Raw genomic sequence first — 25,609 nt, forward strand, 5'->3', positions numbered from 1 at the left:
TCACCGATTCACCAGAAGCGCCGGTGCCGGGCCGATGGTATTGATCACGGCCGATGCGTATTTCATGAGCGAGGCAGGCGAGAAGGCGGCCGAGTTGCTCGACAACCGCCAGATCTATCAACAGACCGATCGCGATGGCACACAGTGGTCGTTCGATGGCCGCGCCTTGGCGCGCGACGGTATGGCAGACACCACGCGCGACGGGGTGAATAACCCCACCGCCACGCCGATCATTGCCAGTTACGACAAGGCGCGCGAACTCAATTACCACGCCACCAATGCCGCGGCAGCGCTGGCGTTAAAGCATGCCCCGAAGCCAGAAGACCCCTATCGCCAGCGGGCCAATGCGACCGACCGCCCTAGCCTGAGCACGGCCGACTGGAAGCGCGATGCGGCCGACGGCCAGTGGCATCGCTTGGTCAAGACCGACGTTACCGGTGCCAACGAACGCGGCACTTATGTGCAGGAAATCGCATTGCCGCCACGCGCGGCAGAACTGGAGGCGCAGGCGCACGCCGTCATCGCCCGCAACATCGCCAACAGCCCCGGCGCCATCGCCGCGCGCTACGAACTGGCCTATCACCGTAGCGGTTGGGCGGCCGATGGACTGCCGATGTCGCCAGCAGTGCAGCTTGGAAATCTTGAACGTCACGCTATCGCTGGTGCATAGTGAAAAGAGTGAAAAAAATGAATCAATGGAAGCTTAAATGACCAGTCAAAACGTGCCGCGAAAGGGCGAGATTTATATTCTTCAACCTGACATGCGAGGTGGAGGGCGTGGGCATGGTGTGGAGTTCGAGAATGAAAAAGTCGTTCCGTTTCCAGCCTATCTGAGCAGTCCACCGGAAAGCGGCGGACTTGCTGCGTTACAGGAAACGCCGCGCCTGCGCTATGACAGTCGTATAGGCGATATGCCGAACGACCTCGATAGTGGTTTCAAGGACTACTGGCTGGTGTCGGGGCCGCTGAAACAGCTGTTTCAATCTGTGGACCCCGAAGGTTTCGTGTTCGTGCGCTGTGCATTCCTTCTGGAAGATGGCTCGGAAGCACCGCCGCATTACCTGTGCGAGGTTGTCAGGATATTGGATGCGATCGATGAAGCGGCATCAACGGTCAAGGTGCTGACAGGATATCCGAACGGGAAGTACTACAGCATCACTGGCGGCGCTAACTTGGCGTTCAGGAAAGAGATTATCGGGTCGGCACACGTTTTTCGAACACCTTATACAGCAGATGCATTCTGCGACCGCGTCTTGCGCGATACTTTGATCGAGCATGGATTCGGTAAGTCACCAAGAACGCGCGGCGTTCGGCTCATAGACGCCGCGGGCTGCTGATTTTTTCTCTCTTTAGATAACCTTGAGCCGAGGCATATGCCGACCAGTAATGTCATTTTTCATAGTCATCACATCATTGAAAAGAGCATTTTCCGTCGAAGCCCCTTGCTCAAGAAGCTTATCGAACATGGCTTTATTGACCAGGACATATCGACCAATCGTTTATATCTCCCGGTAGAGGGAAGTCTGGCGGACGAACTTGAAACCTCGCCACATCGGGGACGTACGCGAGGTTCCTATACAGATGGAATCAGCCGCGTACTGGACGATATTCGTAATTCCCCTGACGGTCGCGACGCCTTGAAAAACGACCCCGTCGCACTGAAGCGCGTCGCCGAGCACATCAACGAACTACAAGACACCCTCAAAGTCGCCCTCATCAACGGCGATGTCTACGCCACCACTCCAGATCGATTAACCAAGGAGGAGGCAAACGCGCAGAACCGCAAGACGTTTTCCGACATCGAGCACTACCGAGTTACCCATGCTGAGCAGTTGAAGGCCTTGCGCTCGATGGGCGCAGTCGAGTCCGAATGGGCCGCAATCACGCACTCTGAGCACCGGATCACTGCAGTGATCGGCGCCGCCCAGAACACCTCATCCAATCTGGTGGCTGCGCCAGGTGAACCTGCTACCAGAGAAGTCGTCGGAAGAGCAGAGTTTCGTCTGGCTGTGGCGCACGCCGAGGATGCCGGTCGCATCAGGTTGTCCGAGGCCAGTGCTGCGTTGGTCAAGCAGGTGCTGGATGACACTCCATCGACCATCGGCAGTGCTTCTCGAAGTACTCACCACCTTGCAGGCGGCGAAGCTCACTCATACACGCCGCTATCGCAACGCGGCTTCGCCACTGCCGAGCTGCTAGCCGGCGACCTTTCAGTAAACCAGGCGCTACGCAGCGCCGGCCTGTTCGCCACTGCTGCCGACACCGTCATCACCGGTCAACGCGCCACGCAGTTCCTCGGCCAGGACAACCCGCTCGCCGCGCAGTCGGAGCTGGCGCACTTCGCCGGTCGCAACGTCGGTGGCTGGGCGGGCGGCACCACCGCTGCCTACGCGTTGGGAAGCGCCGGTGCCGGGCCGATGGTATTGATCGCGGCAGATGCGTATTTCATGAGCGAGGCCGGCGAGAAGGCGGCCGAGTTGCTCGACAACCGCCAGATCTATCAACAGACCGATCGCGATGGCACACAGTGGTCGTTCGATGGCCGCGCCTGGGCGCGCGACGGTATGGCAGACACCACGCGCGACGGGGTGGATAACCCCACCGCCACGCCGATTATTGCCAGTTACGACAAGGCGCGCGAACTCAATTACCACGCCACCAATGCCGCGGCAGCGCTGGCGTTAAAGCATGCCCCGAAGCCAGAAGACCCCTATCGCCAGCGGGCCAATGCGACCGACCGCCCTAGCCTGAGCACGGCCGACTGGAAGCGCGATGCGGCCGACGGCCACTGGCATCGCCTGGTCAAGACCGAAGTCACTGGGGCCAACGAACGCGGCACTTATGTGCAGGAAATCGCATTGCCGCCACGCGCGGCAGAACTGGATGCACAAGCCGAGGCGGTCATTGCACGCAACATTGTCAACAGCCCCGGCGCGATTGCTGCACGCTATGAGCTGGCCTATCACCGCAGCGGCTGGGCGGCCGATGGATTGCCGATATCGCCAGCGGTGCAGCAGGCGTTGCCAGATCCGGATGCATTCACCGCCTCGAACGGCCAGCGCTACTACCGCAACATTGATGGTCAATGGACCAGCAACGGCGTCGCCGCCGATGGCAATCGGGCGCTGGAACTGGAGACCATGCGCGCGATGCTGCAGCCGGCGCTTGCCGCGCATGCCGAAACGATTGCCACCATCCAGCAGTCGCCGATGTCGCCGCAGGATCTGCAGCGCGAGCAGACGCTGTACCGCTATCGCATCGTCGGCACGGAGTTGCAGCCGGATTGGCGCGAGGCGATCGAGTTGGCGACGCAACGCACGCGCCAAGCGCACGGGCTGTCCGGTCATGGCGCGCTGCAAGTGCAGCGCGGCCCCAGTGGCGTGTTTGGCGCTGATAGCCCCGTCGCGCATCTTCAGCGCGGCGCGGATGGGGTGGATCGCATCGTTGCCGTGACCAGTGCCGAGGAGATCGGCCAGGCGCTGCAGGAAGTGCGAGGGCGCCAGCAGACGCTACCGCCCTCGCTCGAACCGCCAACTCGCCACCTCATGACGACGGCGCTCGCATCGAACGACTCGGCCGACACCGACACCTCGAGCCCTGCCTCATCGTCATCATCGTCATCTTCCAGCCCGCAACGCGTTCTGGACATGCAGACACGGATGCAGGTGGACAGCGCCGCGCAGGTGCAGCAGGAACGTGAGCAGCAAGCACGCCAGGCGCAGCAGGCATCACAGATGCGCGAGCACATGGTGCAAGTGCAGTTGGCACACGAAGAACAAGCACGTGCCGCGCAGGCGCTGCACATACACGTCACGCTTGAGCAGCAACGCCAAGCGATGCAGCAGCGCGAGCAAGAGGAACGTCAAGCACAACAAACCCAGCAGCGCGAGCAGCAGCGCGAAGCGCACGACGCACAGCAACGCGAACAAGAACAGCGTCAGGCGCAGGAGTCTCAACAGCGCGAGCAGGACACACGCCAAGCCCATGAAGCCCAACAGCGCGACCAAGAGCAGCATCAGGCGCAGGAGTCGCAGCAGCGCGAACAGCAGACACGCCAAGCCCAGGAAGACCAACAGTACGAGCAAGAGCAGCACCAAGCGCAGCAGACTCAGCAGCATGAGCACGCGATACGCCAATCCCAGCAGCGCCAGCAGGACCACCACCAGGCGCAAGAGGTTCACTGGCGTGAGCAGCAGTCAGCGCAGGACCTTGCGGTCGCACATGCATCGCCGCTAGCCCCGCAGTACCCGCAACACGATGCGCTGGCACACAGCCCACAGCAGCTGCCCACAGCGCATGCCGTGGCCGTGCGCCACGACGCCTCAGATGCATCTGGTGCAGGTACATCGACGCAACAGCAACAAGCGCCGGCACACCCGCAGATAGCCCAGGCGCCGATTGCGAGATCCGAGCCGCCGCTCGCTGGGTCATTCGCCGCAGCGCGCAGCAACGATCAGCACACGCAGACGCCAAAGACGCCTGTGATGGACGTGCCAAGTGCCCCTGCAGCTTCGCCGTCGTCTACGCACCTCACGCAAACGACTGGTCAACCCTTGGGAGCGGCCAGCGCTGCGCGCTCTACCGATGTGCCCACAGGTATGGAAGATGCAAGTCAGCCGCCTGTCGGCTCCTCGGCGGGAGCGCAGAGCACGCATGCCGCCGCCGAGCCTGGCAGCCTCGCCTCGTGGCAAGAAACGCTGCACACCATGCGTACGCTACGGATAAAACTCGAGCAAGAGTTTCAAGAAGAGCAGCGTCTGTCACAGCTCACGCACGCGCAACGGGAGCATGAGGACAACTTCCCTTTCCCTTTGACGGATATCGACATCAACCACAGGCACAACGTCTACGCGCCTGCGCCGGATGGCGATGCAGCGTTTAGGTCCCAGCACGCGATGGAACGCACTGCCCCGCCTACAACGGCTCAAGGCTCAGATGCGCTAGACGATGCCCGGCAACCCAAGCGCAGGGATATCAGCAACAACCCGGATGTGAACGATCTGCTGTATGCCATCCAATCCAAGAACGATCTGGCGATCGATGAAGCGTTGCAACGGATCGCCGAGAGCGCGGCCGCTAGCGCCCTAGGCTTCGGACTTTTCTACTGTGCCCACCGAAGAAGGCTGGCAACATGAGGGCGATGCCCAGATGCCGTTGGACCGCCGCGAGGCTGGCTTGAATGCGGCTCCGCGCAGCAGTAGCTTCCTACCTGACAGTGCGCCCATGAGTGGCCGGATGGATGAGAAAATCGAACCCATGGATATGAACGAAGTTGAAAAATTTGCAGAAAACACGCCTCGCAAGGGCGAGTTCTATGTTCTCACCCCAGATATGCGCGGTAACGGTCCGGGACATGGGATAATCCTTGAAAACAAGATGGCTATCCCGCTTCCCGAATATATGAGCCTTGATAAAGCTGCTGCCGGATTGAAGGATTTAAAAGAAGTGCCCCGCCTGCGCCAAGTTCGTGCTGCTTCTATGCCAAACGATTTAGATTCTAGCTTTCGAGGGTATTGGCTAGTTTCAGAAGCTCTCAAAAAAATATTCGAGTCGATTGATTCTGTGGCATTTTCTTTCGCGAAATGCGATTTCATTCTGCATGGCGGATCCCAAGCTCCACCACATTACCTCTGCGAAGTCACAAGAGAAATAGATGCAATCGATGAGCAGGCTTCACAAGTAAAGATACTCACCGAAGGTTATCCAAAAGGAAAGTTTTACAGCCTTGCAGGCGGGGCTAAACTTGCCTTTAGGAAAGAATTGGTGGGTTCGTCGCATATCTTTCGCACACCTTATACGGCGGACTCTTTCTGTGATCGAGTATTTAGAGATGCGTTAGTCGATAATGGCTTTGGAAAATCGCGAAATTCGCGCGGAGTCTGGTTAATTGATGCTGCGGACTACTGACCATGCCAGAAACCAGGACTGCTCTGCAGAGCCATCACGTTATCGAGAAAAGTTTTTTCGATAGCGATATCTTGCTTAAAGAACTTGCCGAAAACGGGCTAATCGACCAACACGCTTCATCAAATCGCCTCTACTTGCCAGTTGACGGAAATCTTGCAGAAGAGCTTGAAATATCGCCACATAGAGGAAGAACTCGGAGTTCCTATACGCAAGGTATTAGGGATGTTCTGATCGAGATACAGCTATCTTCGGATGGTATTTTCGCATTGAATGGAGACGAGGTCGCTCTTAAAAGAATCTCTGTTCAAGTAGCCGAACTACAAGACACCCTCAAAGTCGCCCTCATCAACGGCGATGTCTACGCCACCACTCCAGATCGATTAACCAAGGAGGAGGCAAACGCGCAGAACCGCAAGACGTTTTCCGACATCGAGCAATACCGAGTTACCCATGCTGAGCAGTTGAAGGCCTTGCGCTCCATGGACGCAGTCGAGTCCGAATGGGCCGCAATCACGCACTCTGAGCACCGGATCACTGCAGTGATCGGCGCCGCCCAGAACACCTCATCCAATCTGGTGGCTGCGCCAGGTGAACCTGCTACCAGAGAAGTCGTCGGAAGAGCAGAGTTTCGTCTGGCTGTGGCGCACGCCGAGGATGCCGGTCGCATCAGGTTGTCCGAGGCCAGTGCTGCGTTGGTCAAGCAGGTGTTGGATGACACTCCACCGACCATCGGCAGTGCTTCTCGAAGTACTCATCACCTTGCAGGCGGCGAAGCTCCCCCGTACAAGCCGCTATCGCAACGCGGCTTCGCCACTGCCGAGCTGCTAGCCGGCGACCTTTCAGTAAACCAGGCGCTACGCAGCGCCGGCCTGTTCGCCACTGCTGCCGACACCGTCATCACCGGTCAACGCGCCACGCAGTTCCTCGGCCAGGACAACCCGCTCGCCGCGCAGTCGGAGCTGGCGCATTTCGCCGGTCGCAATGTCGGTGGCTGGGCGGGTGGCACCACCGCTGCCTATGCGTTGGGAAGCGCCGGTGCCGGGCCGATGGTATTGATTGCCGCCGATGCGTATTTCATGAGCGAGGCCGGCGAGAAGGCGGCCGAGTTGCTCGACAACCGCCAGATCTATCAACAGACCGATCGCGATAGCACACAGTGGTCGTTCGATGGCCGCGCCTGGGCGCGCGACGGTATGGCAGACACCACGCGCGACGGGTTGAACAATCCCACTTCAACGCCGATCGTCGCCAGTTACGACAAGGCCCGCGAACTCAACTACCAAGCCACGAATGCAGCCGCCGCGTTGGCATTGAAGGATGCGCCCGCGCCTGCTGATCCCTACCGCCAGCCAGCCAATGCCACCGATCGGCCCAGTCTGAGTAGTGCCGACTGGCGGCGCGATGCATCGGACGGCCAGTGGCATCGCTTGGTCAAGACCGAAGTCACTGGGGCCAACGAGCGTGGCAGCTACGTGCAGGAAACCGCCTTGCCGCCACGCGCGGCAGAACTGGAGGCGCAGGCGCACGCCGTCATCGCCCGCAACATCTCCAACAGTCCCGGCGCGATTGCTGCACGCTATGAGCTGGCCTATCACCGTAGCGGTTGGGCGGCCGATGGATTGCCGATATCGCCAGCGGTGCAGCAGGCGTTGCCGGATCCGGATGCATTCACCGCCTCGAACGGCCAGCGGTATGACCGCGACATCGAGGGCCGGTGGACCAGCAACGGTGTCGCCGCCGATGGCAATCGGGCGCTGGAACTGGAGACCACGCGCGCGATGCTGCAGCCGGCGCTTGCCGCGCATGCAGAAACGCTTGCCACCATCCAGCAGTCGCCGATGTCGCCGCAGGATCTGCAGCGCGAGCAAACGCTGTACCGCTATCGCATCGTCGGCACGGAGTTGCAGCCGGATTGGCGCGAGGCGATCGGCAGCGGACGCGCGAAACAGAATGACTTGTTGGCTCTGGCGCTATTGTAGCTGTAGCTTGATCGGGAAAATCTGATCGCGCACTTCCGATATCTTACTTTTGCTAATCTTATCTACTTTGCATGCCCGGAGAAATTAGGGATGACAACTGGAAACAAACCGAAAAAAGGCGAATTTTACATTCTTGAACCGGACATGCGGCGAGGAGGACCGGGGCACGGGGTCGTGTTCGAGAATATCGACCAACTGCTGACTCCTCCAAGACTCATTCTCTGGCCTGAGGAGGGTGGATTTCCACCTTTGAGTGAGCCCCCCCGTCTCTCCTATGACCCCAAGCGTGGGCCGCCCCCTGAAGATCTAGAAGGAGGGATGAGTGGTTATTGGCTGGTGTCTGAGCGGCTTAAGAACGTTTTTCAGGATGTCGATCCAGAAGGCTTCGAGTTTGTCGAATGCGATTACAAATTGGAAGACGGCTCCCAAGGGCCGCGCTATTTCCTTTGCGATGTGGTGCGGACCATCGATGCACTGGATGAGAGTGCATCGAAATTAAATATAAAGATAAGCGACGATTATCCCGGAGGAAAGCTATACAGATTTTCTGGTGGAATTAGTCTTGCTTTTCGCAAAGAGCTTGTCGGCAACTATCACGTATTCCTAACGCCGTATTCGGGGAATTATGTTATTTGCGATCGAACTCTTCGAGAGGCGGTGCTTGCAGCTGGAATTGGCGCAGGTAGGAAATCAGACGGACTTTGGTTTGAAGATGCTGCCGATTACTAGGCCGAAACAGTCGCAAGCAAGGAGAAAATTGCATGTTACGTAATGGCCCAATATTTCAAGATCACCATAGCATTGAGCAAAAAACGCTTAAGAACAGCAGGTTGCTTGCTGCTTTGGATAGAGCAGGACTGTTTGATATGGATGCGCCAGCTAATCGCATCTTTTTGCCTAATGATCCACGACTGGCCTCTTCATTGGGAATCACTGCACATAGCGGCGGTCCAATCCGTGATTATCAGCTTGGCGTGCTTGCCGAACTGAGGGACATAGAGCTTACTGCCGATGGGCGAACAGCCCTGGCTGGCGACTCTGAAGCATTGGCTCGTGTAGCGGCGCGTGTAGAAAATTTGCGCGACACCATGAGGGTAGGTTTGATCAATGGTGACCTTCATACTAATGCGCCGCTCGGTATGGTTGCTGACGACATTAGGCCACGCGTGCAGGCGTTCTTAGCGAATTCGCAGAACTACGGCAAAGCTCACACACAACAGATAGATGGCTTCAAAAGCTTGCCTCAAACAGAATTGCGATGGACATCGATTGCACATTCCGAAGTGCGTGTTCTTTCGACGCTTCAATACGTGATGCAATCCGGCAACAACCTCACGCGGGGCGGCGATCCGGCGATTGGAAGAAATTCACTTTCCCGAGCCATCGCACAAGCCCATGCAAATGGCCGCCTGACGCTTTCCGACCAAAGCATTCTGCAGGTCGAAAACGTTCTCGGCGAAGAAGCAGCGCGACCATTACGCATTTCGCCAAGCCAACGCGGCTTCGCCACTGCCGAGCTGCTAGCCGGCGACCTTTCAGCAAACCAAGTGCTACGCAGCGCCGGCCTGTTCGCCACTGCTGCCGACACCGTCATCACCGGTCAACGTGCCACGCAGTTCCTCGGCCAGGACAACCCGCTCGCCGCGCAGTCGGAGCTGGCGCATTTCGCCGGTCGCAATGTCGGTGGCTGGGCGGGTGGCACCACCGCTGCCTACGCGTTGGGAAGCGCCGGTGCCGGGCCGATGGTATTGATCGCGGCCGATGCTTATTTCATGAGCGAGGCCGGCGAGAAGGCGGCCGAGTTGCTCGACAACCGTCAGATCTATCAACAGACCGATCGCGATGGCACACAGTGGTCGTTCGATGGCCGCGCCTGGGCGCGCGAGGGCATGGCAGACACCACGCGCGACGGGGTGGATAACCCCACCGCCACACCGATCATTGCCAGTTACGACAAGGCCCGCGAACTCAATTACCACGCCACCGATGCCGCAGCAGCGATGGCGTTAAAGCATGCTCCAACGCCGGAGGATCCCTATCGCCAGCCGGCCAATGCCACCGACCGCCCCAGCTTGAGCGCAGCCGACTGGACGCGCGATGCGGCCGACGGCCAGTGGCATCGCTTGGTCAAGACCGACGTTACCGGCGCCAACGAACGCGGCACTTATGTGCAGGAAATCGCATTGCCGCCACGCGCGGCAGAACTGGATGCACAAGCCGAGTCGGTCATTGCATGCAACATCGTCAATAGCCCCGGCGCCATCGCCGCGCGCTACGAACTGGCCTATCACCGCAGCGGCTGGGCCGCCGATGGATTGCCGATGTCGCCAGCAGTGCAGCTTGGAAATCTTGAACGTCACGCTATCGCTGGTGCATAGTGAAAGAGTGAAAAAATGAATCAATGGAAGCTTAAATGACCAGTCAAAACGCGCCGCGAAAGGGCGAGATTTATATCCTTCAACCTGACATGCGAGGGGGGGGGCGTGGGCATGGTGTGGAGTTCGACAATGAAAAGGCCGTGCCGTTACCAACCTATCTGAGCAGTCCATCGGAAAGCGGTGGACTTGCTGCGTTACAGGAAACGCCGCGTCTGCGCTATGACAGCCGTATAGGCGATATGCCGAACGACCTCGATAGTGGTTTCAAGGGCTACTGGCTGGTGTCAGAGCCGTTGAAACAGGTGTTTCAATCTGTGGATCCTGACGGATTTGCCTTCCTGCGTTGTGCGTTCCTGTTGGAAAATGGCTCTGAAGCATTACCGCACTACCTGTGCGAGGTGGTGAGAATACTAGATGCGATCGATGAGGCAGCATCCACCGTCAAGGTGCTGACAGGGCATCCAAATGGCAAATATTACAGAATTGCTGGCGGCGCCGATCTGGCATTCAAGAGGGATATGATCGGTTCTGCCCACGTCTTCCGTACTCCCTATACATCGGATGCGTTTTGCGACCGGATGTTGCGCGATACTTTGATCGAGCATGGATTTGGCAAGTCACCAAGAACGCGCGGCGTTCGGCTCATAGACGCTGCCGGCTGCTGATTTCGTCTATCTTTAGATAACCTTGAGTCGAGGCATATGCCGGCTAGTAATGTCATCCTTCATAGTCATCACGTCATTGAACAGAGCATTTTCCGTCGAAATCCCTTGCTCAAGAAGCTTGTCGAACATGGCTTTATTGACCAGGACATATCGACCAATCGTTTATATCTCCCGGTAGAGGGCAGTCTGGCGGACGAACTTGAAACCTCGCCACACCGGGGACGCACGCGAACTTCTTATACGGATGGAATCACCCTCACCCTAGATGAAATCCTTGATGGTCCTGACGGTCGAGCCGCACTGACCAACGACCCCGTCGCACTGAAGCGCGTCGCCGAGCAGATCAACGAACTACAAGACACCCTCAAAGTCGCCCTCATCAACGGCGATGTCTACGCCACCACTCCAGATCGATTAACCAAGGAGGAGGCAAACGCGCAGAACCGCAAGACGTTTTCCGACATCGAGCACTACCGAGTTACCCATGCTGAGCAGTTGAAGGCCTTGCGCTCCATGGGCGCAGTCGAGTCCGAATGGGCCGCAATCACGCACTCTGAGCACCGGATCACTGCAGTGATCGGCGCCGCCCAGAACACCTCATCCAATCTGGTGGCTGCGCCAGGTGAACCTGCTACCAGAGAAGTCGTCGGAAGAGCAGAGTTTCGTCTGGCTGTGGCGCACGCCGAGGATGCCGGTCGCATCAGGTTGTCCGAGGCCAGTGCTGCGTTGGTCAAGCAGGTGCTGGATGACACTCCATCGACCATCGGCAGTGCTTCTCGAAGTACTCATCACCTTGCAGGCGGCGAAGCTCACTCATACACGCCGCTATCGCAACGCGGCTTCGCCACTGCCGAGCTGCTAGCCGGCGACCTTTCAGTAAACCAGGCGCTACGCAGCGCCGGCCTGTTCGCCACTGCTGCCGACACCGTCATCACCGGTCAACGTGCCACGCAGTTCCTCGGCCAGGACAACCCGCTCGCCGCGCAGTCGGAGCTAGCGCATTTCGCCGGTCGCAACGTCGGTGGCTGGGCGGGCGGCACCACCGCTGCCTACGCGTTGGGAAGCTCCGGTGCCGGGCCGATGGTATTGATCGCGGCCGATGCGTATTTCATGAGCAAGGCCGGCGAGAAGGCGGCCGAGTTACTCGACAACCGCCAGATCTATCAACAGACCGATCGCGATGGCACACAGTGGTCGTTCGATGGCCGCGCCTGGGCGCGCGACGGTATGGCAGACACCACGCGCGACGGGGTGGATAACCCCACCGCCACGCCGATCATTGCCAGTTACGACAAGGCCCGCGAACTCAATTACCAAGCCACGAATGCAGCCGCCGCGTTGGCATTGAAGGATGCGCCCGCGCCTGCTGATCCCTACCGCCAGCCAGCCAATGCCACCGATCGGCCCAGCCTGAGTAGTGCCGACTGGCGGCGCGATGCATCGGACGGCCACTGGCATCGCCTGGTCAAGACCGAAGTCACTGGGGCCAACGAACGCGGCACTTATGTGCAGGAAATCGCATTGCCGCCACGCGCGGCGGAACTGGAGGCGCAGGCGCACGCCGTCATCGCCCGCAACATCGCCAACAGCCCCGGCGCCATCGCCGCGCGCTACGAACTGGCCTATCACCGTAGCGGTTGGGCGGCCGATGGATTGCCGATATCGCCAGCGGTGCAGCAGGCGCTGGCGGATCCGGATGCGTTGACGGCATCGAACGGCCAGCGCTACTACCGCAACATTGATGGTCAATGGACCAGCAACGGCGTCGCCGCCGATGGCAATCGGGCGCTGGAACTGGAGACCATGCGCGCGATGCTGCAGCCGGCGCTTGCCGCGCATGCCGAAACGATTGCCACCATCCAGCAGTCGCCGATGTCGCCGCAGGATCTGCAGCGCGAGCAAACGCTGTACCGCTATCGCATCGTCGGCACGGAGTTGCAGCCGGATTGGCGCGAGGCGATCGAGTTGGCGACGCAACGCACGCGCCAAGCGCACGGGCTGTCCGGTCATGGCGCGCTGCAAGTGCAGCGCGGCCCCAGTGGCGTGTTTGGCGCTGATAGCCCCGTCGCGCATCTTCAGCGCGGCGCGGATGGGGTGGATCGCATCGTTGCCGTGACCAGTGCCGAGGAGATCGGCCAGGCGCTGCAGGAAGTGCGAGGGCGCCAGCAGACGCTACCGCCCTCGCTCGAACCGCCAACTCGCCACCTCATGACGACGGCGCTCGCATCGAACGACTCGGCCGACACCGACACCTCGAGCCCTGCCTCATCGTCATCATCGTCATCTTCCAGCCCGCAACGCGTTCTGGACATGCAGACACGGATGCAGGTGGACAGCGCCGCGCAGGTGCAGCAGGAACGTGAGCAGCAAGCACGCCAGGCGCAGCAGGCATCACAGATGCGCGAGCACATGGTGCAAGTGCAGTTGGCACACGAAGAACAAGCACGTGCCGCGCAGGCGCTGCACATACACGTCACGCTTGAGCAGCAACGCCAAGCGATGCAGCAGCGCGAGCAAGAGGAACGTCAAGCGCAACAAACCCAGCAGCGCGAGCAGCAGCGCGAAGCGCAGGACGCACAGCAACGCGAACAAGAACAGCGTCAAGCGCAGGAGTCTCAACAGCGCGAGCAGGACACACGCCAGGCCCATGAAGCCCAACAGCGCGACCAAGAGCAGCATCAGGCGCAGGAGTCGCAGCAGCGCGAACAGCAGACACGTCAAGCCCAGGAAATCCAACAGCGCGACCGGGAGCAGCATCAGGCGCAGGAGTCGCAGCAGCGCGATCAGCAGACACGTCAAGCCCAGGAAATCCAACAGCGCGACCGGGAGCAGCACCAAGCGCAGCAGACTCAGCAGCACGAGCACGCGATACGCCAATCCCAGCAGCGCCAGCAGGATCACCACCAGGCGCAAGAGGTTCACTGGCGTGAGCAGCAGTCAGCGCAGGACGTTGCCATCGCACATGCACCGCCGCTAGCCCCGCAGTACCCGCAACACGATGCGAGCCCACAGCAGCTGCCCACAGCGCACGCCGCGGCTGTGCGCCACGACGCATCAGATGCATCTAGTGCAGGTACATCGACGCAACAGCAACAAGCGCCGGCACACCCGCAGATAGCCCAGGCGCCGATTGCGAGATCCGAGCCGCCGCTCGCTGGGTCATTCGCCGCAGCGCGCAGCAACGATCAGCACACGCAGACGCCAAAGACGCCTGCGATGGACCTGCCAAGTGCCCCTGCAGCTTGGCCATCGTCTACGCACCTCACGCAAACGACTGGGCAACCCTTGGGAGCGGCCAGCGCTGCGCGCTCTACCGATATGCCCACAGGGATGGAAGATGCAAGTCAGCCGCCTGTCGGCTCCTCGGCGGGAGCGCAGAGCACGCATGCCGCCGCCGAGCCTGGCAGCCTCGCCTCGTGGCAAGAAACGCTGCACACCATGCGTACGCTACGGATAAAACTCGAGCAAGAGTTTCAAGAAGAGCAGCGTCTGTCACAGCTCACGCACGCGCAACGGGAGCATGAGGACAACTTCCCTTTCCCTTTGACGGATATCGACATCAACCACAGGCACAACGTCTACGCGCCTGCGCCGGATGGCGATGCAGCGTTTACGTCCCAGCACGCCATGGAACGCACTGCCCCGCCTACAACGGCTCAAGGCTCAGATGCGCTAGACGATGCCCGGCAACCCAAACGCAGGGATATCAGCAACAACCCGGATGTGAACGATCTGCTGTATGCCATCCAATCCAAGAACGATCTGGCGATCGATGAAGCGTTGCAACGGATCGCCGAGAGCGCGGCCGCTAGCGCCCTCATACAACGAGGCCGCGAACACTTGGAAGCCAAAGCCATGCAGGAAGCAAAGGACGAGTTAGCCGCTCGCCAACTGTTGGGATTGGATACGCCGGCAGAGATCCACACCAGTCGAGGCCCGGTGATGGTGATGACACTGCCGGAGTTCGCCAACGGGCCGATGATGCAAAATGGCCCGCAAGGCGGAGGCGGTGGAGGCGGCGGCGGGGGAGATGGCGGTGGCGGTGGCGGTGGCGGAAGCGGCGGTGGTGGAGGGGGAGGGGGAGGGGGAGGAGGTGGCGGTGGTTGATCGAAATAGCGTGGGGCTCATTCAATTCTTGGTAGGTGCAAAGTGGAAAAGCAATACACATCCGCGCTGGCGGAGAACGACGTCGCGTTGAGGGCGTCCAGGCAAACGTTGCAAGAAACAATCGAGGCCATCGCGATACTGAGCGCAACGCTGCAACAGCGCGAAGGCAGCCTGCACAAGCTCGTCCAGCAACAGCTTCAGCTGCTGCAGGAGGCGGTCACCAACGCCGATCAGAGAATCAATCGGGTAGTGGAAAACGCACTCCCCCGACTGACGCAGTTGACCAATCAGGCGTTGGCGCAGACGCTGGGGCCGGCAGCTGAGCGATTCAATCGCAAGCTGGCAATTGCAGACCAGACACTGCATCAAGCCACTCAGCGCTATGCACAGGCACAGCAATCCCTGGAAACAACGGCCACGCGACGCATGTGGATGGCATCGATTGCGATGCTGGCAGCGGGCGTCATAGGTTTGGGTGTTGCCGGCTATGCGCTTTACAGCAGCAAGGCGACTCTGGCACAGGCCGCACAGCGCCGGTCGGAAATCGCCTACCTGGATCGTATCGGCCGCGCCGACCTCGCTCCCTGCGGTGAGGACAGGCTCTGCGCCAACGTCGAGAAGAAGGGAAAGCGCTATGGCGATCAGGGCCAATATCGCGTGATCGGATTGCGTCGGCCCTCGCCACCGTAGAAATTCTGCCAGGGCAATACCCCGACACATTCGATTGTTTCCAACAACTAAGGAAAAAGGGAATGCATCCTGTCATCGCGAAGACCTTCGGCGGCCTGTCTGCCCAATACTACGTTCGCCAGTTCCTCTTCGGTTTGATCTTTCCGGCGTTTATCCTGTTCGCGCTGAGTCACGGCACCACGCCCCATCCGGTGGCGTTCAGCACCTATGCCTTCCTTGTCGTGAACACGCTGCTCTACCCGTATGCCCGCTGCGTCTACGAGAGCATCGTCTGCTACATCATGGGTGGGAACGTCTTCTTCGTGGACGCTATCCCCATGCTGTTCGTGAAATTGATGACGATGATGATCTGCTGGTGCTGCGCGATTTTCATTGCGCCGATCGGCTTGCTGTATCTGTACGTTCACCTCAGCCGACGCTCCGCAAGCTGAAACGCAAAGCGTCGGCGAAGGACGATCACGCCATCATTTTTTCTGGATCCCGTCCCTGGCGCCGGCCGGCGGAACGTTCCCAGCCGGCGGCGTAAGACGCGCCAGCATTGCCGCATTCTGCGCCTGCATCGCCTCCAATTAGCCAGCCAACTTGGCCGCGTTCTCGCGAGCAAGGGCGGCTGTTTTCCCCGCCTCATCGCGCTCTGCCTGAATCTTGGTAAAAAGCTACGCTTGCCGCGACGCTTCTTGTCCCGTCTGCTTGCGATGCTATCGCGGGCGCGAGGTCGGTGGCGTGCAGGTGGTCGATCGTGGCAAGGCCAAGATGCTGACGCGACGGTAATGGCGCTGGATCAAACGACGTCAGGTAGTGGAACCGGTGATCGGATATCCGAAAGAAGACTGCCGGCTGCGTCGTCGCAGGCGCAAAGCCGCTCAAGGCGATGCGCTGCATGTACTCGGCTAAGCCGCCGGCTACCAACTGTAAGCCGCCGGCTACTAACTGCGTTGGCTGATGCGCTGGATTGGGTTTTTGCGCGCCTGGATCCGGGCGATGGGATGGCCATCCTTGAGCGCCCTGCACCGATCACCGCTGGCAATTGGTGCTTCAAAGAGGTTCTTCAGGGATGACTGAATACTCAACGACCTCATTGCCATGCAACGATTCTAGACGAATATCGCAGCTATCTATAGCTCAACCGCACTGGAAGTCAGGCGAATGCGGCCGGTGCTTGGAACCGGGCCTGATCATTACAAATCCGGTTAAGGCTATACATTTGCCCTCCGCATTTGCCTGGTGAATGAGCGATGCCGTTGATCGCATTTCCGATCTTGCGCAAGACTGTCGCTCGATAACATCCCTACCTACGCAGCCCTCTCAAATTTCTGAGGTTTTGTTTTATGTCTGCCTGGAAACTGTCGGAAACTGTCGTCGGGATAGTCAGTCTCCCCGCCGGCACTCCGCCCGAGGCTTCCATATTCTGGCGGATATCGCCTTTTTTTGCCTTCTCGTCCAATTGCTTCTCTTCATAAGCCAAGCCTCCGAGCACCGGCGTTTTGAGGATTTCAACCGATCTGCTAATGCCAGTGCCTGCTACATAACCTTTAAGCAAACCACTGGCATCTGGCCTCCTGGTTGCCCCCTTGGTTGTCCCCTCGGTTACCCCCTTGGTTGTCCCTTCGGTTGTCCCCTTGGTTACCCCCTTGGTTATCCCCTTAGTTGCCCCCTCGGTTACTCCCTTAGCTACCCCCTTGGCTGCGAGTCTGCCCGTAGGTCCACCGACGCAACCAACCATCGCCCCGGCCATGTTTATGCCAGCTAATTTTAGTGCGAGTGACATGTCGCCACCGGTGAGTGCGGTGTCGACAAGCTTTGCTGCCTGCGCTTCGCTCTCAAGTGCTACTGCTACCGCGTCGGCAGCCTCGCCCAACACGGGGATGAAGTTGAGTGAACTGACTGCGACCGAGGCCCAATCCAGGATCTGAGAGTCCAACTTGAGGAACTCATGCAATACTTTGCCGGCGGTACCGATGTCCTTTTTTTTCTTCTTGATCTCGGGTTGATCGGCTTTGCCCATCAACATGTCCTCGACAGCACTCTTCTGGTCGGGCGATGTGACCGCGTGCTTGGACGATTTCTTCACGGTCTTATTTGCCGCCGTCATATGATCGTAGAACTGATGAAAATCCTTATTGCTCATGTTGCCCGAGTCGACGACGTGGCCACCGCCGAAGAAGCTGTGGGGCTTCTTATAGCCAGTGATCGAGTTGTTCAATAAGCCGAACAGCAGCGGATCCTGCAGTAGTTGTTTGGCGGCTTCGCGAACTGCGGGGTCGGTTTTTTTGTCTTTGACGATCTTGTCGAGTTTGTCGCGTGTCACCTCTTTGCCGTCACCGAAGAATGCGTCTTGGTGCTTGTTGATGGTATCGAGCGTTTTCAGTTCGGGCGCGGTCAGATTCATCGACGATGAGGATTTCTGCAGGAAATCCGGGGTGCTCATCGAGCCCGAGTCTCCCGCCAGCGCCTTCCACTGATCGGGGTGCTCACGAAAATACTGTGCGGCGGCGATGACCTGCGGCGGGCGCTTTTGGGTCTTGTCGTCGCCTTCGACCAAGTGTTTGAACGCGTCCTGGTTCAGATCCTTCGGCAAATAGTCCGAGTAGCGATAGAACTCGCGCATCGCGTCGCTTTCGGTCATGACCGTTGGCTGGGTCTTGTCCGGGCTGTCCGACGCCACATAGTTTTGCGTGTAGCCCTTGGCTTTCTTGGTGCTGTACTCCGCCACCTGCGAGTGGCTGGCCGAGAACTTGGTGAGATCGCCTGCCTTGATCTTGCCGCCACACTTGCCATCGCCCTGCGAGCCGATGGCGAAGAACAGGCGCGGATCTTTTTGTAGTTCTGTCAATGCTTTCTTCAGATCCGGCGGTGTCGCGGGATCGTTGATTTTGGCATCGAGATCGGTCCAGGCGACCGGGAGCTTGTCCTTGTGGCGATCGAGCGTGGTGACGGTCTCCAATTCATTCTGCGTGAGCGTTCCGGCGTTCCAGGTGACCGATGAGCCGTCCACAGCGGGAGGCGGGGTCGATCCCTTCAACTTTTCGGGATTGTAGGTCGCGTTCTTCCCGCCCAGCTCGGTCACCTGCGAATGGCGGTCGGCAAAGTCATAAAGATTGGCGGCGGTTAGCTTGCCGTTGCACTTGCCCTGGTCGTCGTGGTGGTTCTTGCCATGCCCCTGAGCGGCCATGGCGAAGAACAGGCCAGGATCTTTTTGCAGGCCTTGCAGCGCTTTTTTCAGGTCGGGCGGGGTGGCCGGATCTTTGATCTTTTCGTCGAGCTTGGCGAACTCGATCGGCATCTTGTCTCGATGCTGATTGAGCGTGGAGACGATCTCAAGCTGGGACTTATTGAGCGTGCCACCGTCCCAGGTAACCGAGGAACCCTCCACAGCGGGTGGGGCGACAGACCCCTTGATGTCCTTGGGGTCGAACGTGCTCTGCGGTTTCGGCCCCGAGCCGTGCTCATTGCTCGGCTGAGTGGCTGGTTCTTCATTGCTCGGCTGAGCGGCTGGTGCGTTGCCGTAGTTGGCAGCGATCAAGCGGTAAATCTGCTGGAGAAACAAGGCGTCGATCGCCAGTAAGATGTTGGATTCATCCAGGGAGGAACCAGACTGCTGCAACTCCGAGGACGGCGACCCATCTGCTGGAGTGGTCAGAAACAGACTTGTATTGCTTCTGGTGGAAAGCGTGTTAAGCGACATATAGGCAGCCTCGCGGTGACAGAGCAGCGGCGTATAAGTGGGTGCTCATACGGCCGCACGGGCATCATCTTATGCGGCCAGCGTAATTTCGCCAATCCGACCGTTGGATGCGTGTACCAACGAACTATTTTGGCGAAAAAAACGCAAAAACCGACTCGCCCTACACGTTATTTTTCATGTTGGTGAAGCGATTGCCACTAGCTCCGAAAGCGCTGACAGTGCATGGACATAAGTTTCGAATCTGCACCAGGTATTCGTTCAATGCCCGCCAGTGATGGGCGACGTAAGGTCCTTCGACTGACCCGCTGGATCGATACACGTCAGTCGCTTAGTGCAGCATACGGCGCCAGAATGGCTACCGCGTATCTGGAGCATCGTTCGCCCGCACGGACTCAGCGCAGCATCGGTCACAGCGCGTCGAGGAAGGTCCGCACTGCCGGCCCGAAACGAGCGAAATCGACCAAAAAGGCGTCGTGGCCTTGGGGCGAATCCAGTCCGAGGAAGCGCGCGTCGGCACCGCCAGCGCGCAGGCCTTCGGCGATCTGTTCCTGCTGCTGCACCGGAAACAGGATGTCGGTGTTGGCGCCGATTGCCAGCGCACGCGCGATGCGGATCTGCGCCAGGCCAGCCAGTACGGCGGCTTCGGTCGAAACGCCGGTGTCTTGCCGGACGGCGATACACGAGCCGTCGGCCTGCTTGTCATCGACACTCGCATCAGTGGCCGGCGTCTTATCGACATGCTCGGCCACATCGAACCAGTCCATCGAGCGACTCAGATACAAATAGCAATTGGGATCGAAGAAGCGCACGAAGCGGCGCGCATGCCCCTCCAGATAGCTTTCGACCTGAAATTCCAGGCCGAACGGATCATCGGCGGCTTGTTCGGAATCCAGGCGCACGCGACCGAAGCGGCCATCCCATTCCAGTGCCGAGCGATAGGTGATCACGCCGAGCTTGCGGGCCATGCGCATGCCCGATTCCGGGTAACGGGAATCGTCGTAATGGCCACCGTTCCAATGCGGATCCAGTCGGATCGCTTCGCGCTGCAGCGAGCGGATCGCGATCGAAAACGGCAACGCCTGTGCGCTGCCGGAAATGTTGATGTGGCTACGCGCAATGCCGGGATGACGCAGCAACAGTGCCAACGCGGTCATGCCGCCCATCGAGTTGCCGATCAGGCAGGCCAGTTGTTCAATACCCGAGGCGCGCACGACATCGGCCGCGGCATCGGCGATATCTTCGATCGACAGCTCCGGGAATGTGAGGCGATACAGCTTGCCGGTGGACGGATCCACCGAGGCCGGCCCGGTCGAGCCTTTGCAACTGCCCAGCGAGTTGACGCAGACCACGAACCAGCGGCTCGTATCGATCGGCTTGCCCGGCCCGACCATCGCCTCCCACCAACCTGGCTCGGGATTGGCCTGATTTGCAGCGGCATGCGCATCGGGCGACAAGCCGGTGACGATCAGCACCGCATTGCTGCGATCGGCGGCCAGCCTGCCCCAGGTTTCATAGGCGAGGTGCGCTTGGTGCAGCACGCCGCCACGTTTCATCGGGAACGGCGAGCGCAGGGCATGGAACAGCGTGCCGGTGGGGATGAATTCGGTCATGTCGCAATTCTATCCGGCGTGGCGGTGGGTGGCGTGGTGAATCGGCGGGAATGGGGGATCGGTTTGAGCCCTTGCGTTGTGTGATGCCCCCTTTGAAAGCTGCTGATCTGCGGCTTGGTTGCAGGGCCCTTGCCCGCCAACCATCGCGGGACACGCTGCAAGTACGTCCTTGTAAGCTCTTACGCGGCATCCATGCCGCGTAAGGTCCCGCGATGGTGGGCGGGCAAGGACCCGTCGAGATGGTCGATGTGCATGGTTTTCAACAACGCAACCGACTAAGAGCGGCTAACAAAACGACTGCGCTCACTGTCAGGCGGGCGCGACTGGTGCTCGGAATCGGCATGTACCACGCGTATACCCGTCGTAAACTGCGGTTCCTCCGCGCCGTCCGTACCCACCTGACGACTGCTCGCTACGTTTTGTCAGCCGCTCTAACTCTCTGGTGCGGCGAGGGCATCGGTCCCGCGACCAACGTGGCTTGGGATCATCCAGATGACGCTGATAGCGGCTAACAAAACGATGGCGCGGGCTGCGTTTTGTCAGCCGCTCTTAGGCCATTGGCCCCAAGCGTAGCAAGGCAACGTGGCAAGCAATCAGCGCCCAATCATCAACTCCACCGGCGCATTTGCCGGCAGCGTCACCGTCACCGGTGTACTTTCCACATCGTCGGCCTGGTGCATCGCATTGCCGCTGCGCGACAGCCGGGCGATCACCTGCACCTTGTCCAGCGACGACAGCGTGCGGGTGGGCATCGGGCTGTCGCCATCGTCCAGGGCGATGGTCAAGGGCAACTCGCTCAGTGCGTGTTTTTCCACGGCGACCGGCATCGGTGTGTCGGCCGCGCGGGCGATCACGAAGACACTGGTGTCGGCGGGCAATCCGGCGCGCTTGGCGAACTCGGCATCCAGCGTGACGCGGACCTGGATGCGTTTGCCGTCTGCAGCACTGGCGGCAGGTGCAGGCGGTGCCTGGATCGGCGCCAGCTTGGCTTCCTGTCGCGCGGCGTTGATCTGTTCGAGCAGGCTGGGGCGGGTATTGGCGTCGACCACGCTCAGTAACGGCGTCCAGGTTTCGCTGGCCTTGGCCGGCTGACCGGCCTGACGCTGCACCACGCCCAGAAACCAGCGTGCGCGCTGATGTTCCGGTTGCACCACCAGCGCATGTTCGAGCAAGCGCATGGCCTCCGGATCCGGGCGCCCGTTGTTGTCGGCGAGCATGCGCGACTGCGCCGCAGCCACCAACACGTCCGGCTCGTCCGGACGCAAGGCGACAGCGCGTCCGAACGCGTCGCGGGCCTCGGCGAATTTCTGCTGGCTGGACAACGAGCGTCCCAGCAACACCCAACCTTCGGGCTGATTGGGATTGCTTGCCAGCGCAGTGCGTAATTGCACGATGGCTTCGTCCAACGAGCGTGGCGTGGATGGGCGATTGGCCGGCTGTTGAATCGCACTCGGGGTGCCGACCAACCCATACAGCGCCGCACTCGCGGCCAGCAGCAATACCGCGGCGCTGGCGGCAAGGCTGCGCGTGTCGCGCCATAACGGCCGCAGTGCGACGCCGAAGGCGAGCAGCGCGACCACGACCACCGAAATGACGAAGCCGACCATCACCACTCCTGCTCATCGGCGGGCAAGGCGGGCGCAGCGACGCTGTGTCGGCGCACCACGAACATAACGGCAGCACCACCCAGCAGCAGCACCAGTAGCGGCCCGAACCACAACAACCAGGTGCGTGATTCGACGCGTGGGCGATACAGCACGAACTCGCCATAGCGCGCGACCAGGAACTGGCGGATCTGCGCATCGCTGCGGCCTTCGTGCATCAGCGCCAGCACTTCGCCACGCAGATCCTGGGCGATCTGCGCATTGGAATCGGCCAGCGACTGGTTCTGGCACCGCACGCAACGCAGTTCGGCGGTCAACGCATGGAAGCGCGCTTCCTCTTCGGCTGACGCGTAGCGCAGCGGCGCCGGGTCGCCGACCGGCTGGGCCAATGCCAGCCAGGGCGACAACAGCAGCGTCAGCAGCCAGGCGCGCATCAGTGTTTGGCGTGCAGTTCCGGTGCGGCGGTAGGCGAGCGTTCGATCTTTGCCAGTGCTGGAATCAGCTGCGTGTCGATGATGGTTTGAGTGAGCATGCCGCTGTACTTCCAGCGCACCACGCCGCGCCCGTCGATCAGAAAAGTCTCCGGCGCCGCGGCGATACCGAAGTCGATCGCGGTGCGGCCATCTTTATCGGCCACCACCAGCAGATACGGGTTGCCGAGTTGTTCGAGCCAGCGCAGTGCATCGGCGCGCTCGTCCTTCCAGTTGTAGCCGATCACGCGCACCCGCTTGGTCAGCGCAAAGCGGCTCAGAACTGGATGTTCTTCGCGGCAGGCCGGGCACCAGCTGCCCCACACATTGATGATGTACGGCGCGCCGCGCAGCTCGCGTGCATGCACCACGATGCTGGGGTCGTGCAGCAGCGGTAGCGCGAATTCCGGCGCAGGTTTGCCGATCAGCGCGGAGGGCAGGGCGTCGCGATCGGCCTGACCCGAGCGCACCACCGCATAGACCAACAGCGCTGCAAGTGCGAGCAGCAGCGCGATGGCGCCCACGAGTACCGCAGTGGGCAGGCGGGGTGAACGTGACTCAGACATTTTGGATCTCCGGAGAACGACGAAAACGCCGGTCGACCGCAGTGACCAGACCACCAAGCGCCATCAGCAGCGCTCCGAGCCAGATCCAGCGGACAAACGGTTTGAGGTGAACGCGCACCGCCCAGGCCTGATTACCCAGCGGTTCGCCAAGAGCGACATACAGATCGCCGAACGGACCGGGGCGGATCGCCGCCTCGGTCAAGGTCTGCCCGCCGCTGGCGTAGCGGCGTTTTTCTGCGTGCAACATGTCGACCGGCGCATCGTCCTTGAACACCTGCAGGTTGGCACGATCGGAGACGTAATTGGGCCCGCGCAGTTCTTCGACATTCTCGAAGTGCAGCGCATAACGGCCGATCTGCACCTGCTCACCGGGCGCCAGCGCGACCTCGCGTTGCAGGCTCAGCGATTCCACCAACAACGCACCGGTCAGGAACACCGCCACGCCAAGATGCGCGAGCACCATGCCCAGCATTTCGGCAGTGAGGCGCCGTCCCTTGGCCGCGCGCCGTGTCCATAGGAAGCGCAACGTGCCGAACATTACCCAGGCCGCGCCCGCCACCCCAATGGCCGCTTTCAACTGCCCTTGCGGTGCAGCGAACCACGCCAGCAAACCTGCAGCAATCGCCAAGCCAACCCAGGGCGCCAGCATCGCCAGCGGACGCGATGCATGCTCGCGTTGCCAGCGGGTGAGCGGGCCGAACGGCAGCAGCGCCACCAGCGGCGCCATCAACACCACGAACAGCGTGCCGAAGTAGGGCGGGCCAACCGACAACTTGCCCAGACCCAACGCGTCGGCCAGCAGCGGATACAGCGTGCCCAGCAACACCATCGCGCAGGCGCAGGTGAGCAGCAGGTTGTTCAACAGCAACAGCGTCTCGCGCGAGCTGCCGGCAAACGCGCGGAGCGGGTCATCGACCAGCGACAGGTGCGGCGCACGGATTGCGTATAGCAGCAGCGAACCACCGACGACCGTCAGCAGGAATACCAGAATGAACAGACCGCGCGATGGATCGGCGGCAAACGAATGCACGCTGGTCAGCACGCCCGAGCGCACCAGGAAGGTACCGAGCAGCGACAATGCAAACGCGGCAATCGCCAGCAACAAGGTCCAGCTCGCCAAACTGCCGCGCTTTTCGGTAACCGCCTGCGAATGCAGCAACGCGGTGCCCACCAGCCAGGGCATGAAGCTGGCGTTTTCCACCGGATCCCAGAACCACCAACCGCCCCAGCCCAGTTCGTAATACGCCCACCAACTGCCGAGCGCGATGCCGACGGTGAGCATCGACCAGGCGATGTTGGTCCACGGCCGCGTCCAACGCAGCCAGCGTGCATCCATCCGCCCTTCCAGCAACGCGGCGATGGCGAACGCGAATGGCACCGCAAAGCCGACATAGCCGACATACAACATCGGCGGATGGATGATCAGGCCGGGGTCCTGCAGCAGCGGATTGAGATCGGCGCCTTCCAGCGGCACCGGAAACAAGCGCGCAAACGGATTGGAGGTGAACAATAAAAAGGCCAGAAAGCCGATGCTCACCAGCGCCATCACCCCGAGCACGCGCGCAATGACTTGCGCAGGCAACTGCCGCGACCAGATCGCCACCGCGCCTGTCCACAAAGCGAGTATCAAGGTCCACAGCAGTAACGAGCCTTCGTGGGCTCCCCATACCGCCGAGTAGCGATACATCGCCGGCAGCAGGCTGTTGGAATTTTCGGCGACGTAGCGCACCGAAAAGTCCTGCACCAAAAATGCATGCGCCAACAGCGCGAATGCCGCTGCGATCAGGGCCAATTGCACTAGTGCCGCCGGCCGTGCGACCGCCATCCAGCTGCTGCGCCCGCGCTGGGCGCCGGCCAGCGGTAACGCGGCTTGCACCAGCGTCACCAGCAAGGCCAGGACCAGTAGAAAGGTGCCCAGTTCAGGCAGCATTGGCGAGCCGGGAGCGGG

At 60.4% G+C, this 25,609-nt stretch carries 13 protein-coding genes, 1 other RNA gene and 5 pseudogenes; 13 read left to right on the forward strand and 6 right to left on the reverse strand.

Features of this window, described 5'->3' with window-relative positions; translation table 11 throughout:
- Positions 1-16: 16 nt before the first annotated feature.
- The 12 genes and pseudogenes from J5I97_RS06820 to J5I97_RS06875 all read left to right on the forward strand — a co-directional run.
- Positions 17-631, forward strand: a pseudogene (locus J5I97_RS06820) (hypothetical protein); the annotation flags it as partial.
- 76 nt (positions 632-707) lie between these two features.
- Positions 708-1,337 carry an imm11 family protein gene (locus tag J5I97_RS06825; protein WP_208590435.1) on the forward strand — a complete coding sequence of 210 codons (630 nt, stop codon included), beginning with the start codon at positions 708-710 and terminating at the stop codon, positions 1,335-1,337.
- A gap of 321 nt (positions 1,338-1,658) precedes the next feature.
- Positions 1,659-5,135, forward strand: a complete 3,477-nt coding sequence (locus J5I97_RS19845) for a hypothetical protein (RefSeq protein WP_238135723.1) — start codon at positions 1,659-1,661, stop codon at positions 5,133-5,135.
- A gap of 127 nt (positions 5,136-5,262) precedes the next feature.
- Positions 5,263-5,907: an imm11 family protein gene (locus J5I97_RS06835; RefSeq protein WP_208591590.1), complete on the forward strand. Its 645-nt coding sequence runs from the start codon at positions 5,263-5,265 to the stop codon at positions 5,905-5,907.
- A gap of 266 nt (positions 5,908-6,173) precedes the next feature.
- Positions 6,174-7,877, forward strand: a pseudogene (locus J5I97_RS06840) (hypothetical protein); the annotation flags it as partial.
- A 99-nt stretch (positions 7,878-7,976) separates the two neighbouring features.
- A complete protein-coding gene (locus tag J5I97_RS06845) occupies positions 7,977-8,615 on the forward strand; it encodes a DUF1629 domain-containing protein (RefSeq protein WP_208590437.1) in 639 nt (212 codons plus the stop codon).
- 32 nt (positions 8,616-8,647) lie between these two features.
- Positions 8,648-10,225: pseudogene (locus J5I97_RS06850) on the forward strand (AHH domain-containing protein); the annotation flags it as partial.
- A 74-nt stretch (positions 10,226-10,299) separates the two neighbouring features.
- Complete coding sequence (locus J5I97_RS06855; RefSeq protein ID WP_208590441.1) at positions 10,300-10,929, forward strand: imm11 family protein; 630 nt, start codon at positions 10,300-10,302, stop codon at positions 10,927-10,929.
- A 321-nt stretch (positions 10,930-11,250) separates the two neighbouring features.
- A complete protein-coding gene (locus J5I97_RS06860; RefSeq protein WP_208591591.1) occupies positions 11,251-15,036 on the forward strand; it encodes a hypothetical protein in 3,786 nt (1,261 codons plus the stop codon).
- A pseudogene (locus J5I97_RS06865) lies at positions 14,960-15,726 on the forward strand (hypothetical protein). Before J5I97_RS06860 ends, J5I97_RS06865 begins: the two are co-directional and overlap by 77 nt.
- Positions 15,727-15,788: 62 nt before the next feature.
- The gene (locus J5I97_RS06870) at positions 15,789-16,157 is read left to right on the forward strand and encodes a hypothetical protein (protein WP_208590444.1); all 369 of its coding nucleotides are present in this window, start codon (positions 15,789-15,791) and stop codon (positions 16,155-16,157) included.
- Between the two features lie 268 nt (positions 16,158-16,425).
- Positions 16,426-16,788, forward strand: a pseudogene (locus J5I97_RS06875) (hypothetical protein); the annotation flags it as partial.
- Positions 16,789-17,014: 226 nt separating this feature from the next.
- Here J5I97_RS06875 and J5I97_RS06880 read toward each other — a convergent pair.
- Both J5I97_RS06880 and metX read right to left on the reverse strand, forming a co-directional pair.
- Positions 17,015-19,411, reverse strand: a complete 2,397-nt coding sequence (locus J5I97_RS06880; protein WP_208590446.1) for an HrpF/NolX family T3SS translocon protein — start codon at positions 19,409-19,411, stop codon at positions 17,015-17,017.
- A gap of 407 nt (positions 19,412-19,818) precedes the next feature.
- Positions 19,819-21,021: a homoserine O-acetyltransferase MetX gene (gene metX, locus J5I97_RS06885; protein WP_208590460.1), complete on the reverse strand. Its 1,203-nt coding sequence runs from the start codon at positions 21,019-21,021 to the stop codon at positions 19,819-19,821.
- 352 nt (positions 21,022-21,373) lie between these two features.
- Between metX and J5I97_RS06890 the strand changes: the two genes are divergently transcribed.
- A non-coding RNA gene (locus tag J5I97_RS06890) (sX9 sRNA) lies at positions 21,374-21,449 on the forward strand.
- A 165-nt stretch (positions 21,450-21,614) separates the two neighbouring features.
- Here J5I97_RS06890 and J5I97_RS06895 read toward each other — a convergent pair.
- The 4 genes from J5I97_RS06895 to J5I97_RS06910 are packed head-to-tail and all read right to left on the reverse strand — an operon-like array spanning position 21,615 to position 25,591.
- Positions 21,615-22,628 (reverse strand): tetratricopeptide repeat protein, encoded by a 1,014-nt coding sequence (locus J5I97_RS06895; RefSeq protein WP_208590462.1) that lies wholly within the window; start codon positions 22,626-22,628, stop codon positions 21,615-21,617.
- Positions 22,628-23,062, reverse strand: a complete 435-nt coding sequence (locus J5I97_RS06900) for a cytochrome c-type biogenesis protein (protein ID WP_208591592.1) — start codon at positions 23,060-23,062, stop codon at positions 22,628-22,630. The genes J5I97_RS06895 and J5I97_RS06900 overlap by 1 nt, the downstream gene beginning before the upstream one ends.
- On the reverse strand, positions 23,059-23,661 hold the full coding sequence (locus tag J5I97_RS06905; RefSeq protein WP_208590464.1) for a DsbE family thiol:disulfide interchange protein: 603 nt from the start codon (positions 23,659-23,661) through the stop codon (positions 23,059-23,061). The genes J5I97_RS06900 and J5I97_RS06905 overlap by 4 nt, the downstream gene beginning before the upstream one ends.
- Entirely contained in the window at positions 23,654-25,591 is a 1,938-nt protein-coding gene (locus J5I97_RS06910) for a heme lyase CcmF/NrfE family subunit (protein ID WP_208590466.1), read from the reverse strand. Before J5I97_RS06910 ends, J5I97_RS06905 begins: the two co-directional genes overlap by 8 nt.
- Between the last annotated feature and the right edge of the window lie 18 nt (positions 25,592-25,609).

This window comes from Xanthomonas fragariae, from assembly GCF_017603965.1.
Taxonomy (GTDB): domain Bacteria; phylum Pseudomonadota; class Gammaproteobacteria; order Xanthomonadales; family Xanthomonadaceae; genus Xanthomonas; species Xanthomonas fragariae_A.

Bases quoted from the DNA above. Each gene is read 5' to 3' on its own strand.
- J5I97_RS06825 (WP_208590435.1), top strand. From the start codon at position 708: ATGACCAGTCAAAACGTGCCGCGAAAGGGCGAGATTTATATTCTTCAA.
- J5I97_RS06835 (WP_208591590.1), top strand. From the start codon at position 5,263: ATGAACGAAGTTGAAAAATTTGCAGAAAACACGCCTCGCAAGGGCGAG.
- J5I97_RS06845 (WP_208590437.1), top strand. From the start codon at position 7,977: ATGACAACTGGAAACAAACCGAAAAAAGGCGAATTTTACATTCTTGAA.
- J5I97_RS06855 (WP_208590441.1), top strand. From the start codon at position 10,300: ATGACCAGTCAAAACGCGCCGCGAAAGGGCGAGATTTATATCCTTCAA.
- J5I97_RS06870 (WP_208590444.1), top strand. From the start codon at position 15,789: ATGCATCCTGTCATCGCGAAGACCTTCGGCGGCCTGTCTGCCCAATAC.
- J5I97_RS06880 (WP_208590446.1), bottom strand. From the start codon at position 19,411: ATGTCGCTTAACACGCTTTCCACCAGAAGCAATACAAGTCTGTTTCTG.
- metX (WP_208590460.1), bottom strand. From the start codon at position 21,021: ATGACCGAATTCATCCCCACCGGCACGCTGTTCCATGCCCTGCGCTCG.
- J5I97_RS06895 (WP_208590462.1), bottom strand. From the start codon at position 22,628: ATGGTCGGCTTCGTCATTTCGGTGGTCGTGGTCGCGCTGCTCGCCTTC.
- J5I97_RS06905 (WP_208590464.1), bottom strand. From the start codon at position 23,661: ATGTCTGAGTCACGTTCACCCCGCCTGCCCACTGCGGTACTCGTGGGC.
- J5I97_RS06910 (WP_208590466.1), bottom strand. From the start codon at position 25,591: ATGCTGCCTGAACTGGGCACCTTTCTACTGGTCCTGGCCTTGCTGGTG.